At 35.5% G+C, this 12,620-nt stretch carries 15 protein-coding genes; 5 read left to right on the top strand and 10 right to left on the bottom strand.

The features are described 5' to 3' along the window. Nucleotides 1-62 precede the first annotated feature (62 nt). On the bottom strand, nucleotides 63-1,271 hold the full coding sequence (locus U6A24_RS13170; RefSeq protein ID WP_324180450.1) for an FG-GAP repeat domain-containing protein: 1,209 nt from the start codon (nucleotides 1,269-1,271) through the stop codon (nucleotides 63-65). A 445-nt stretch (nucleotides 1,272-1,716) separates the two neighbouring features. On the opposite strand from U6A24_RS13170, the gene U6A24_RS13165 reads away from it, so the two are divergent. The 3 genes from U6A24_RS13165 to U6A24_RS13155 all read left to right on the top strand — a co-directional run bounded on the left by U6A24_RS13165 (nucleotide 1,717) and on the right by U6A24_RS13155 (nucleotide 3,770). Continuing rightward, nucleotides 1,717-2,736, top strand: coding sequence for a hypothetical protein (locus U6A24_RS13165; protein ID WP_324180449.1), 1,020 nt, complete (start codon nucleotides 1,717-1,719; stop codon nucleotides 2,734-2,736). 134 nt (nucleotides 2,737-2,870) lie between these two features. Then, nucleotides 2,871-3,089 (top strand): hypothetical protein, encoded by a 219-nt coding sequence (locus U6A24_RS13160; RefSeq protein ID WP_324180448.1) that lies wholly within the window; start codon nucleotides 2,871-2,873, stop codon nucleotides 3,087-3,089. Between the two features lie 159 nt (nucleotides 3,090-3,248). Next, nucleotides 3,249-3,770 carry a Crp/Fnr family transcriptional regulator gene (locus U6A24_RS13155; RefSeq protein WP_324180447.1) on the top strand — a complete coding sequence of 174 codons (522 nt, stop codon included), beginning with the start codon at nucleotides 3,249-3,251 and terminating at the stop codon, nucleotides 3,768-3,770. A 721-nt stretch (nucleotides 3,771-4,491) separates the two neighbouring features. On the opposite strand, the gene U6A24_RS13150 is transcribed toward U6A24_RS13155, so the two are convergent. Genes U6A24_RS13150 through U6A24_RS13140 form a run of 3 tightly spaced genes read right to left on the bottom strand, consistent with a single transcriptional unit; the run spans nucleotide 4,492 to nucleotide 6,704 of the window. Beyond that, nucleotides 4,492-5,136, bottom strand: coding sequence for a hypothetical protein (locus U6A24_RS13150; RefSeq protein WP_324180446.1), 645 nt, complete (start codon nucleotides 5,134-5,136; stop codon nucleotides 4,492-4,494). A gap of 11 nt (nucleotides 5,137-5,147) precedes the next feature. Further along, nucleotides 5,148-6,131 (bottom strand): YCF48-related protein, encoded by a 984-nt coding sequence (locus tag U6A24_RS13145; protein WP_324180445.1) that lies wholly within the window; start codon nucleotides 6,129-6,131, stop codon nucleotides 5,148-5,150. Continuing rightward, nucleotides 6,132-6,704, bottom strand: coding sequence for a DUF4251 domain-containing protein (locus tag U6A24_RS13140; RefSeq protein ID WP_324180444.1), 573 nt, complete (start codon nucleotides 6,702-6,704; stop codon nucleotides 6,132-6,134). A gap of 169 nt (nucleotides 6,705-6,873) precedes the next feature. On the opposite strand from U6A24_RS13140, the gene U6A24_RS13135 reads away from it, so the two are divergent. Next, a complete protein-coding gene (locus U6A24_RS13135) occupies nucleotides 6,874-8,079 on the top strand; it encodes a multidrug effflux MFS transporter (RefSeq protein ID WP_324180443.1) in 1,206 nt (401 codons plus the stop codon). A 42-nt stretch (nucleotides 8,080-8,121) separates the two neighbouring features. Here the strand turns inward: U6A24_RS13135 and U6A24_RS13130 are convergent, their stop codons facing one another. Continuing rightward, nucleotides 8,122-8,298 (bottom strand): hypothetical protein, encoded by a 177-nt coding sequence (locus tag U6A24_RS13130; protein ID WP_324180442.1) that lies wholly within the window; start codon nucleotides 8,296-8,298, stop codon nucleotides 8,122-8,124. Nucleotides 8,299-8,618: 320 nt separating this feature from the next. On the opposite strand from U6A24_RS13130, the gene U6A24_RS13125 reads away from it, so the two are divergent. Continuing rightward, nucleotides 8,619-9,206, top strand: a complete 588-nt coding sequence (locus U6A24_RS13125) for a YceI family protein (RefSeq protein WP_324180441.1) — start codon at nucleotides 8,619-8,621, stop codon at nucleotides 9,204-9,206. 6 nt (nucleotides 9,207-9,212) lie between these two features. Here U6A24_RS13125 and U6A24_RS13120 read toward each other — a convergent pair whose 3' ends face one another. Genes U6A24_RS13120 through U6A24_RS13100 form a run of 5 tightly spaced genes read right to left on the bottom strand, consistent with a single transcriptional unit; the run spans nucleotide 9,213 to nucleotide 12,618 of the window. After that, nucleotides 9,213-9,749: a 4'-phosphopantetheinyl transferase family protein gene (locus U6A24_RS13120; RefSeq protein WP_324180440.1), complete on the bottom strand. Its 537-nt coding sequence runs from the start codon at nucleotides 9,747-9,749 to the stop codon at nucleotides 9,213-9,215. Beyond that, on the bottom strand, nucleotides 9,746-10,000 hold the full coding sequence (locus U6A24_RS13115) for an acyl carrier protein (RefSeq protein ID WP_324180439.1): 255 nt from the start codon (nucleotides 9,998-10,000) through the stop codon (nucleotides 9,746-9,748). The genes U6A24_RS13120 and U6A24_RS13115 overlap by 4 nt, the downstream gene beginning before the upstream one ends. Nucleotides 10,001-10,005: 5 nt before the next feature. Beyond that, nucleotides 10,006-11,286, bottom strand: a complete 1,281-nt coding sequence (locus U6A24_RS13110; RefSeq protein WP_324180438.1) for a beta-ketoacyl-[acyl-carrier-protein] synthase family protein — start codon at nucleotides 11,284-11,286, stop codon at nucleotides 10,006-10,008. Next, nucleotides 11,276-12,175 carry an alpha/beta hydrolase gene (locus U6A24_RS13105; protein WP_324180437.1) on the bottom strand — a complete coding sequence of 300 codons (900 nt, stop codon included), beginning with the start codon at nucleotides 12,173-12,175 and terminating at the stop codon, nucleotides 11,276-11,278. Before U6A24_RS13105 ends, U6A24_RS13110 begins: the two co-directional genes overlap by 11 nt. Then, nucleotides 12,172-12,618 carry a 3-hydroxyacyl-ACP dehydratase FabZ family protein gene (locus U6A24_RS13100; RefSeq protein WP_324180436.1) on the bottom strand — a complete coding sequence of 149 codons (447 nt, stop codon included), beginning with the start codon at nucleotides 12,616-12,618 and terminating at the stop codon, nucleotides 12,172-12,174. The genes U6A24_RS13105 and U6A24_RS13100 overlap by 4 nt, the downstream gene beginning before the upstream one ends. Nucleotides 12,619-12,620: the final 2 nt, after the last annotated feature.

Raw genomic sequence — 12,620 nt, 5'->3', positions numbered from 1 at the left:
CCTAACTTTTCAAAAAGTTTTTTTCTGAAATTTTCATTTATAGAATAGCCTCTAATAGATTTTTATCGCTCATCCCCAAAAAGAAGAAAATCTTGTGAACCCCTATTGCTCAAGAACAAGTCTTTAATACCATCGCCATTTAAATCGATAAAGTCAATATCGAACCCTCTTCCTTTAATAGTTGCGGGCATAAAAGTACCCGTAGCATCAGAAAATGTTCCTTTGCCATTATTGATATAAACACTAAAAAGGCTATCCCCATCAAACCGAGCGCCGCTGGTATTTCCGGTCATAATATCGGCATCTCCATCACGGTCGATATCCAAAAAAGCCACTCCGAAACAACGATGCTCATCTTTGGGTAGATGGGTTTGGGTAATGTCAGAGAAAAATCCTTTCCCGTCGTTCAATAGCAATCTGTTCTGCCGTAGTGCATTAGGTACAAAGGCTTGCACATTTCCATATAAAATGTCTAAGTCCCCATCATTATCAATATCGGCAGTAACTACTTCTCTGGTTTCTTCGGGTTCGTTGCGATAAGGGAGTCTATTAGAAGATTGGTCTTCAAAAAACCCTTTTCCATTATTGACCAGTATCCGATTAGCATCTTCGTTACCCACTAATACATCCTGATCTCCATCATTATCGATATCGCATAAGGTAAGATCTTGTGTCACGTCTATAAATTTACCAAATCGCTCTATGGTCTCATCTTTAAAGTATCCCTTACCGTCATTGATTAATACATTGTTTTGGCCGTTGTTGCCAATCAATACATCTGGGGCGCCATCGTTGTTCACATCATAGACTACCACCGAATTGGAGGTACCTGTCACAGGAATCCTGTTTCCGGCATCTGTAAATGTACCCTCTCCATTATTTAGATATAATTCGTTGGTTTTATCATCTTCACTCACTACAATGATATCTGGATCTCCATCCAGATCAAAGTCTGCAATACCAATATCTTCACTATCGTGAGCGATCTGGGGTATGCGTGTACTCTCATTAGTAAACTTTCCTTTGCCATCATTAATGAGTAAGATATTGGGGCGGTGCTCGTTGGCAATGAGAATATCAGGATCTCCATCCCCGTCCAGATCGTCGATTCCAGCGTCCATAGAAAGCGCTTGTAGATCTTTATAAGGCAAGTGAGTTAGGGTAACATCACTATACAAAGAAGCAACAGCTTTATGGGTAGCATTCTTTTCTTGACCATGCCCAACGAGCATGGTCCCAAACATTAGAAGGAATACATAATTCTTTTTCATTGATTTGCATGGTTTTTTGCTAATGTAAGATATTTTGGAATTAATCTAAAGCAGGGAAATCAGTATAAATGAGAAAGGTATAGTACACCTTTTAAAGTAGGAGCGAGGTGGTGTTTCCAAATATCCCCGTTAATGGGTATTTACTGCTATAGCATATATAAATAGTTTTGTTTATATAAAAAAAGGGGAATAAAACTTTTAAAATGAGAATAGAAACAGGAACATACAAAGGGGAAGTATTTCCAATCACTTACATGTTTAATTAGCTCGTATTTGCGAATCTCCTTTATCGACTTGGTAAAAGAGCAAGGGCAAGCTAGAAACTTCTTAGATTTTTTATTCCCAAAAGCTTTTTTAAAAAGTAGTAATACACTCTACAAAAATGTTTAACCGTTATGGAATACCAATTTTAGGATTGGATGACGTAACTAAAAAATCAAACGTTATGATTAATCAAACCTTAGACGAAAGTTTATTGAAAATGGCAGAAGTGCAAAATAAGCACGAAGATGAATTACTGGGGCTTTCTAATGTAGTTGGAGTGGCCTTAGGTAATAAAGTAAAAGAAGGTGTGGAAACCGAAGAACCAGTTCTTTCGGTGTTAGTAACCCACAAACTGGATAAAAGTCTATTGTCCAGAAAGGACATGGTAAACAAAACCATTGAAGGAATCAAAACCGATGTAGTAGAAGTAGGGGAAGTCTTTGCCGGAAATGCTCTGGCAGAATTGCAAAGAGCCGAAACCGACATGGAAGTGGACACGCATGCTGGTGGATTCAGCCCTATGCTAAACAATAGGATTCGTCCTGCCAAAGGTGGTTACAGCGTGGGACATTATAAGATAAGTGCAGGTACAATTGGCACCTGTTGTTATGACCTTGGACCTTTTCCCAGTAGGCCAAGAAATTATTACATCCTGAGTAACAACCACGTTCTGGCGAACAGCAATAACGCCCGAATAGGGGATCCGATCTTACAGCCCGGACCCTATGATGGTGGGAAATACCCCAGAGATGTTATTGCGCGGTTAAGCAGGTTTATTCCGATCAAATTCATTAACGGCAATAATGCTCCTTGTAATTATGTGGATGCCGCAATTGCAGAAGGTAACCTTAAAGATCTTAACAGAGAGATTTACTGGGGGGGTCATGTGAAGCGACTTTATGCAGCACCTAAGGTGGGTGATATCGTTCAAAAAACAGGACGCACCACCGGATTCACCACAGGTCGGGTTACCAACATTAATGCTACGGTTAATGTTAATTTTGGAGGCGGTAAAATAGCAAAGTTCTGCCGTCAAATTATCACTACCAATATGAGTGCCGGGGGAGATTCTGGTAGCCTAGTGACAGACCGTAATGAAGGAGCCGTAGGCTTGTTGTTTGCCGGTTCATCTACTCGAACCATCATCAATAATATACTTTATGTACAGTCCTTGCTGAAGGTACGGGTGACAGAAATCTGAGTCTAACACTATATAGATGATTAAAGTAAGGTTCAGAGCGCACTTTAGCTAGCTTCTGAAGCTTACTTTTTGCCAATAATTTGTATTTTTAAAGATATTAAATAGCGGTACATTCGCTAAACAAATCGGTTGTTATGAAAATAGAAGAAGCATTAAACGAAATTGAATCCTGGCTGTTTCTGGATGGTGTCGAAGGTATTGCCCAGGGTGAATACGAATCGCGCCCATGTATCACGATTTTTCTTTCTAATCCCGAGGTAAAATTTATGATCCCCTCCGAATACAAGGGTTATAAGGTAGTGATCGATGAGACTGATCAATTTGGGATACAGTCACCATCTGCACCTATGTAAAATAGAACGGAAAAAGTTCTATTCGCCGTTTCTAAAAAACTTCTTTTACCAAAGTTAACGGATCACTTTTTATACAACGATGTAGGAGGGAAGTATACTGTGAGTGGAATTGAATATAATTGATGAAAGACAATCAAAAAGAAAGTTATTTTTGTAATAATGTCAGTCAATAAAAATATTCATAGAACTATAATTTTAAAAAAAGATGATTTCTTTATAGAACAAGGAAAACGTTGTGTTTATATTGGAAAACTTACAAAAGGTGTTTTGAGAGGTTTTGAATATGATATAGATGGAAATGAAATTACAACACATTTTTATCAAGAAAATGATATGGTAGTTGGAAGTTTTATTCCAAATGCGAATATGGCATTTACAATTCAAGCATTAGAAGACAGCGAATTATCCGTTGCTAATTACCAAGAAGTAATGGCAAATGTGAATAAAGATGTAGAAATTACAAAGGTAATTACTGATGAATTTCAGAAATTGAATCATAAATTACAATCACGATTAGTATCACTTTTAAATCGTAATTCGTTAGAAAAATATGAACTTTTTTTAAGTGAATATCCTAGTCTTATCAACCGAATACCAAATTATTATATTGCTAATTTTCTTGGGATTACACCTACACAATTAAGTCGTGCACGCAAACAATTTACTGGAAAAGACAAGTAAGTACTCTTAAAACGTTACAATGTTTTCTAAAATATAGCGAATGAGCCGTGATTGTTTCCAAAGTTTTGTGCAGCCTTGATTTTTTTGTTTCTTTTTGTATCAAGACAAAAAGATATGCAAACTTTAGTAAGTTTAATCTGTGTTCTGCAGTTAGCATGTGTATAGAAATTATCTTGTCAGAGTAATTTTATACTTATGCGGGAACCTTCACGAGAATCACGTAAAAACTTTTTTCACGCACATTTTATCAAATACGTAATTTATAAGCTACCTAAAAGTGTTTGCTTTTTGGCGGCTGGCAAGCGATGGATAATTGTGTGTAGAGAAAAATGCATTAAGCATTTTTATTTACAAAGCAATAAAGCAGTTGGGCGCGGCAATTTTACATAACGGCAATTATAGCTACAAATGAGAGCAGAATGTTTCAACAATGGATTTTTTGGAATTATGATGACCCCAGTAGCTAACATTACTATGAAAATAGAATTATCCTGGGATATTTTACATAGTATTACATTATAGCTACTAATATGGCAGGCGTGTCGCAAAACGGCTTTGACATAATATCTGTCGATATAATTCGCTTACACGAAGTTATATCTGATATTATATCAAATACGCGGTATTCGCCGTTTTGCTACAATAAATACATTTGTACTATAATTTATATTATGTAAAATAGAATATTTTAGTATCTCTTCTATTTTTAGATTCGTTTTCGTTATAGTTTTATCGTTTTCGGTAATTCACCCATGTGTAGATCTAAATTCAGTTTTGGATCTGGTGTAATTTCTTTTTCATTTCCTGGCCCCGTAATTAGTTTTCTTCCATCGCCGTCTTTTAACTGAAACGTTACTCTTAATTTTTTAAAGTCTGTGGCCAGCTTTTTTGAGATGATAAATTCTAATTCTCTAAAACTACCATATGATACTACGCTGCCAACCCAATCAAAGGTTTTATAAAATAATTCTTGATCTTGTATAGCTTCAGGATGCATTTCTTTCCAAAACATGGGATCTCTAAACTGCCAATCCCATTTATCACGATCTTTTATCCATCCTTTATCTGTTAGATTATAATTGGTTTCGCCCATAGCACCTGATACATGCATGATTTTAAATTGTTTGTCGCCTAGATAATATAGATTCGCTATGGTCCACAGATCTGATTGAATACCAACATAGTATGCTTCTTTGTTCTCTTTGATTAACAAGTGATCATCTTTGTATATCTTCTTAAAAGCTAAAGAATCTGTAAGTTCAAAAGCGCTTACCGCGCCATCAAGTTTATAGCCTTCTGGTAAAAACTGGCCTATTGCCCGAGATGCTAAAAACAAACTAAATACCAATATTACTATGTGTTTCATATGCATTGGCTTTATTTAAATGATTCGATGTCTTTAGTCAAGATCAATCCTTGTTTTCCAACAACCCAGAGTTTGCTTTCAGATTTAACGATTCTATGAATATCGGTATAATAATTATGATACATTTCCCAATGTTCTCCGTTATCTTTACTTATATACATGTTTCCCGATGCTCTAAGGGCATCTCCAACAGCGATCCATGTACTATCCTTTACCCAGGTAAGGTTTCGTAACCAATTTTTGGTGATTCTTTGTGTTTTCCAACTGCCATAAATCTGCTTCACTATATGTCCTCTAAAACCAGTAGCTATTATTTTTCCCTGGTCGTTTGTCTGTAGATCTCTAATGCCCCGAACATCCTCAAGTGTATCCAGAAAACTGTATTTCCAATTTTCTTTTTGATCAATATCCTTAATGATCATATAATCACCAGATCCATAAACCGAACCTTGTATTTCTTCCAGATTCAATATCAATCCTTCAATTGTATTCACCAATGTCCAGCTTTTGCCGGCATCTTGGGTAGCATAAATATTGGAAACATAACTTCGGTCTTTTTTCCTATTACCAGCAGCTACATATCCATTTTCTGTATCTCTAAAATACATCCCATAAATCAATATATCTTCGGGTTCTTGTTTTAGTGAATAATCTGTCCAATCTTTTCCACCATTCTCGGTTTTATACAATTTATTAGGGCTACCGCAGATCCAACCCACACTATCATTCAAAAACTGAATTTGTTCAAAAAATATAGAATCAAATTGGTGTATTCTTTTCCAATATACTCCCCCACTTTCAGTTTTGTAAACATTTCCCGTTCCGTAGCTATAAGCAAAAGCAATAGAATCGCTAGGGGCTTCGATGTCATGTAACCCTTCTTTTATTAATGTCTTGGTAAGAATCCAGTCTTTATTTTCTTCAGTATTAATTGGTTGAGTCCTTTGATTACAAGATAATACCAGTATAATTATCAATAGTGAGAGGACTCTCATTTATTGAACGGTTATAGGTTGGTCATTTTTAGGTATTTTAGAAATATTACCTTTATAACTTATGGGTGTTCGATGACTAGAATTCACAGAAATCATACTCGTTAAATTTGGAGTCAATTTGATAAAAACCCTATAAGTTTCACGATCACCTTTAGCTATAAATTGCAATTCGTACGTTTGTTTCTTTTCATTCTTTTCGATCTTGATGTTGTCGGGTTTTCCATCATATTTGATTGCAATAATGGTATTATTATAGGTTGCGGCTAGTTGGCGTTCTCCATAATATGGCAAATACATAGAAATACTATCTCCCATTACTCTAAGGTAGTTGGGATTGCCAAATATATCAATAGCTCCTGCGGTACTTCCTGGTGGTAGTAATCTGCTATTTGCAATACTTGTAATACTATTACTTACCAAGGGATGTGCCCAATTCGATTCGATCTGAAAATCATTTTGAGCCATCAATTGATCCAGAACTTGCATTTTTGCAGCTTCTTCGGCTGGATTTTTTGAAGAATTACAGCTGATGAAAGCACAACAAACGATAAAAATAATTGCTTTAATTTTCATAGGATAAAATGTTAATAAGCAGAAAACAATATAATGCTGTTGCTACTTGGTAATTACTTTGACTATAACAATCATAATATACAACCAAAATGAGGAAAATTAGATATAATTAAGAGCATTATAACATTATTCATTTATTCATTGTAGCTCAAATACGTACTTTTGCCGGATGCAGAAAAAGAAATTTGCGCAATTTGAGTTTATCGCCCTAATGGCTTCTCTTATGTCCATTGTAGCCCTCGCTATAGATGCGCTCTTGCCCGCTTTGGATACTATTGGAGTTACTATTGGTACACGTCAGGTAGCAGACAACCAATTATTAATAACCATGATCTTTCTTGGACTGGGTATTGGACCATTAATTTTTGGCCCGGTATCAGATAGTACAGGCAGAAAACCAGTAGTATACATGGGTTTCTTGCTATTTGCCATCGCAAGTTTTATATGCATTTTTGCTGAAAGCATTTTGATAATGGTTTTAGGAAGAATTTTACAGGGAATTGGGCTTTCCGCTCCAAGGACGATCGCTATTGCCATGATTAGAGATATCTATAGTGGCGATTATATGGCACGTATCATGTCATTTGTTACTGTAGTTTTTATTTTGGTTCCCATCATTGCTCCTGCTTTGGGAAAATCTATTTTGGATCATTATGATTGGCAAGCTATTTTCTATATCCAATTGTTTATAAGTGCCATCGTCGCTTTTTGGTTCTGGAAAAGGCAAAAGGAAACCCTGGAAGTGTCTAATCGAATAAAATTTGCTCCCGACATTTTTACCAATGGTTTAAAAGAAATGATGAAACATAAAACCACCATTGGCTATACCTTAATTTCGGGATTTATCGTTGGATCTTTTATGGTGTATTTAAGTACATCTCAACAAATATTTGAACAACAATATCAATTAAAGGAAGAGTTTCCTTATATATTCGGATTGTTGGCTATAGCGATAGGATCGGCTATTTTCTTAAACGGAACTTTGGTGTTGAAATTTGGTATGGAAAAATTGATCACTACTTCCCTACTTGCCTTTTTTGGTATTTCGTTGCTATATATTGTACTGTTTTATAATACACCTAACCCCAACATATATATGTTATTACTATTCTTCGGAATGCAATTTTTTGCCGTTGGGTTTTTATTCGGAAATTTAAGAGCAATGGCTATGGAACCTATTGGTCATATCGCAGGGATTGGTGCTGCAATTACAGGATTTATTTCAACAATCATGGCGGTGCCTATAAGCACCTATATCGGAAGATTTGTGATAAACACTACATTACCCTTGTTTGTTGGGTTTTTGGTTTGTGCAATACTATCTCTGAGCATTCTTGCATATGTAAAGGTTTCTGCAAGAAAACTTAAATCTTAAAGGGGGTACTATTTTACCATTTTGTGTGACAATGCATCTTGATTACTTCTTGTCCTTCTGATCTTCTTCAGAGAAACTGTCTGGAGCAAATAACTCTCCATTACCGGCGATTGCAAATCGATCTCTTTTTGATCCGTAACCAAAGTTTGATGACCGCCGATATTTAGTCTGGAAATCTGCAAAACGTCTCTTCTTAGCTGGTTTTTCTTTACTACTCATAACTCAACATTTTTAGATTAAATACCTGGCTAACTATCTATTCTATTTCTAATTTATTACTTTTTTTAATTTTAATCTACTCGTTTTTATGACTTTATATTTATTTTATGATCCTTGTAATCCAAAATCCTACAAAGTATAATAGTGAGTTCTTTTTCAGAATCCTTCCAAAATTATATGAGATAAATAGATTATAAAAGCGTTAAAACCCCTATTGTGATTAGGTTAATTTCCCCTGTTCTATTGTCTTAAAATCAATAGAAATCTTGGAATGGTTCTTGAATATTTTTAATTTTAGACAGCATATACTTTTTAACGCCATGAAAATTTATTTAGGTACAGTTATTTTTTTATTGATTTCATTTGGATTTGGTCAGACCAACTTTCCTGTTCCCGATGATGGGTATGTCTCAAATCGCCGAGAATATGCTTTAATTAATGACTATAAAAGTTTGGATATCGATAAATCCAAATCGAAAATCACTTTTAACTTTATTGAAGAAGAAACTTCTGGTACTATAGGAGGACTGGATTTCACTATAGACTTTAACCCTACAGATCCTGATAATGCGTCATTTAAAGGCACGGCTCTGGTAAAAACGTTGGATACTGACAATTTTCTTAGAGACGGACATTTGATGTGGGAAAAGTTTTTTTATAAGAAAAAGCATCCAAAAATCTCCTTCGAAAGTACGCAAGTGGTTTCTTTTGAAGAGAATACGTACAAAGTAATTGGTAATCTAACTATTAAAGGGACTAAAAAAGAAGTAATAATCACCTTTACTCTTGATGATCAGAAACTCTCTGGTGTAACTACGATTTTTACCAGTGATTTTGGAGTCAATATCCATGATGAAAGGGAAAAAAATAAGCTTGATATCCAGTTTTTCTTTCCAATATTAAAATAAAACCATCTAGAATATCACTGTGTAGGCATTATATTTTCCGTGATGTGTGAAAGAAAATGAAATTTCTGAAGGAACATTATTTATACATAGTATAGGGACTCCATTTTTGTCTTTTCGAAAAGAAATTAATGAAGAGTCTCCCAACCGTTGAAGCATTTTATCGGCAAATTGAGCTCTAACACTTATTTCTTGCTCAAATACTTCTGAAAAAGGCTCGGTACCAATGATTTTGGCAATACTGTAGACATACTTTTGTGTTTGGTGGGTACTAGTTTGATATCTGAAACCGTTAATATTTACCGCGTCATTTTGGTTTTCAAAGCTCTTTGGATTAAATTTTGATTTAAAACCGAACCTACGTTGATGAGCTTTATAAGCAGCTTCTTTACGAGACCATAAAACCCAAACCTCTATTTCGGGATATGCTGATGATGAAATACATTGTAGTTCTCGTTCTGTAAATAATTTTTGAAGCCACTTTTCACGTTTCCAATTACTTTGTATTTTTGCAAGTTGCAAATCAACAATATCGTTTCCTATCATTTTTGTGCTAGTTTACCTTCTATTACTTCGATAGAGGCTTTTATAGTAAGCATTTTCTCCATGGCTTCATTGTCGATTTCGATATCAAATTCATCTTCAACATCAAGAACTACATCAACCAAATTGGCAGAATTGATTTCAAGATCTTTAATAAAATCAGTATCCTCAGTTAAATTTTGAAGCCCTTCTTGATTTTGAACATAAGGTGTAATAATTGTTTTTAATTTTGACAGCAATTCTTCTTTTGTCATAGCTTTTAAATCGTGTTATATTTTTTAAAGATAACACATGCATTTACATCTCCAAATCCAAAACTCGCTTTTGCAATAATATTTGCAGAATAATCCAATGTATTTGTTGGGATTTGATCTCTATGTATCATTGAAGCTATTTCAGGATGTAAATCTTCACAATTTATATTTCCAAAAATGAAGTTTTCTTTTAGTTGTAATACTGTAGCAACACTTTCTATACTACCGGAAGCCGCCAAACAATGACCAACAAGACTTTTTAATGAATTTATATAAGGAAAATCTGCTTCTTTTCTACATAATGCTTCACACCAGTTTTGAATCTCAATTGGATCTTTGGTTGTAGCGGTTAAATGACCATTGATGGCATCGATATCATCTGCATGTATTTCAGAATTATCTATGGCCTTTTTTATACATCTTTGTACGGCATCACTATTGGGAGCGGTCATGCTACCTCCATTTCGCTGTCCCCCACTATTCACATGTCCCCCTAATATTTCGGCATAAATAGTAGCCCCTCGTTTTTGTGCGCTTTCCAGACTTTCTATTACCAAGGCCCCTGCTCCACTCCCGGGCACAAACCCACTAGCCGATGCACTCATGGGTCTTGACGCTTTTGCTGGGTTATCATTGTATTTATAAGGCAAAATACGCATAGCATCAAAACCTCCCCATACATAAGGACCACTATCACTGGTACTTCCTGCCAAAATAATCTCTGCTTTACCGCTAACAATACGATCATATGCCATAAGAACAGCTTCTGCACCAGTGCTGCAAGCAGAAGAATTGGTGGTCACAAGGTTTCCGCAGCCAAGCATACCTCCCAAGAAAGCGCTAATACCGCTTGCCATGGTCTGAATTACCGTATTACTACCCAAACGTCTTACCTTGCCTTCATCAACTTTATGAATGGCTTCGCGAAATTTATCAACTCCCAAAATCCCGGTACCGAAAATAACTCCACTATCCCATAATGGAGTATCTGATTTCTCAAGAGATAAACCCGCATCTTTCCAGGCATCTATTCCTGCAATGACACCATATTCAAGTCCGGAAGCATGTAATCCTTTAAGTTGAACAGAGTTAAAGTATTTGTTTAAATAATCTTTTTTATATAAAGGTTTACCAGCGATTTGGCATGAAAAATTAAGATATTTTAATTGCTCAATGTGTTGAATGCCAGATATACCTTCGCGAATTGCTTTTTTGAATACTGAAACATTCGTTCCATTTGGTGCGACTACACCCAAACCTGTTACAACAACCCTTCTATCCTTCACCTTTTAATTCCTTTGTGATTGTTACAATTCTGCGAATAGCTTCTTTGGCTTCTTTCATTATAGGCAGAATGGGCCAAACATGTGGTAATCCTTTTCCGGTAATTACCTCTATGTTTCCGTTTACCTTTCGAATCTTTTCTATAAATAGCTCCTGATCTGGAGTTAAGATATCATCTGTAGCCATAAATAAATAGATTGGTGGCAGTTTATCAATATCTCCATAAAGAGGAGAGATTAATGGATCTTCCAAAGAAAGATCACCTACACACATTTTATTTGCCGATAATACACCTTTTAGGCTTAAAATGGGATCTATTTTATCTATTTCCTTGATTTTAGGGTTACTTACACTAGCATCCACTATAGGCGTTATAGGTATTAGTTGTTTTGGCAATTCTTTTGCTTCTTTTACTAATCGCTGAGTTAGTGTAAGTATAAGACTCCCACCGGCAGAATCTCCCATTAATCCAATATTTGACGGGTTATATGTTTTGGTAGCTTCTTGGTAAGCTTGATAAACGCTTTGTGTTATGGTATCGATGGTATTTTCTGGCGCTTTGGGGTAATCAATCATCCAGGCTCTTGTTCTGGACTGCTTGGCAATTTTGGCAAGGGCAACCCAATTTTCTCGGGTTGGTCCATAAACAAATGCTCCCCCATGACAATAGATTAATAAACCACTCCCTTGTTCATTCTTTGGAATGATTTGCGTAACTCTATTTTTACCAATATCCTTTTGGTCAAATGTACATCCTTGTAAAAGCCATCTATTAGGAACTCGTATATTTTGTTTTCTCTTCTTTTTATAGTTAATTGGATCTTCGGACCAGGATTGCTTCTCCCCTTTTAATTTCAAAACTAATTTCACTAGAAAATACCCAAAACTCATAGTTGTTGTTTTTTAAAAGCCATACCGGCTACTACACCTTTTGCTACGATAAGTTCTTCAGAGTTAAACATAGTTACAGTGCATTTCAGTTTATTAAACCTAAAATACACCTTCTCTCCAATTACTGTTACTTTTTCTCCCGGAAAAACAGGTTTCTGAAAATGAATATCACTATTAGTCATAGCTACGCTCCATTGCTCTTGATCCCAAGCGTCTTTTAATAAATATATTCCAAAGCACGCCATTCCTATTTGGGCCATACATTCGGTTAAAATTACCCCTGGAGTAACGGGATTATTTTTAAAGTGGCCCTCATAAAAATACTCATCCTTCAAAAACGTATAGGTACCTTTTATATGATCTTGGTCAAGCTCCAAAATCTCATCAACAAACAAAAACGGTTTGCTGTAGGGTAATTTTTGTATAATATCCTCTCTAATCAATG

Origin of the sequence: Aquimarina gracilis (assembly GCF_035285365.1) — a bacterium.
Lineage (GTDB): Bacteria > Bacteroidota > Bacteroidia > Flavobacteriales > Flavobacteriaceae > Aquimarina > Aquimarina gracilis.
Note: the sequence above shows the minus strand (reverse complement) of the source record. Positions and strands in the feature narration are given on the sequence as shown.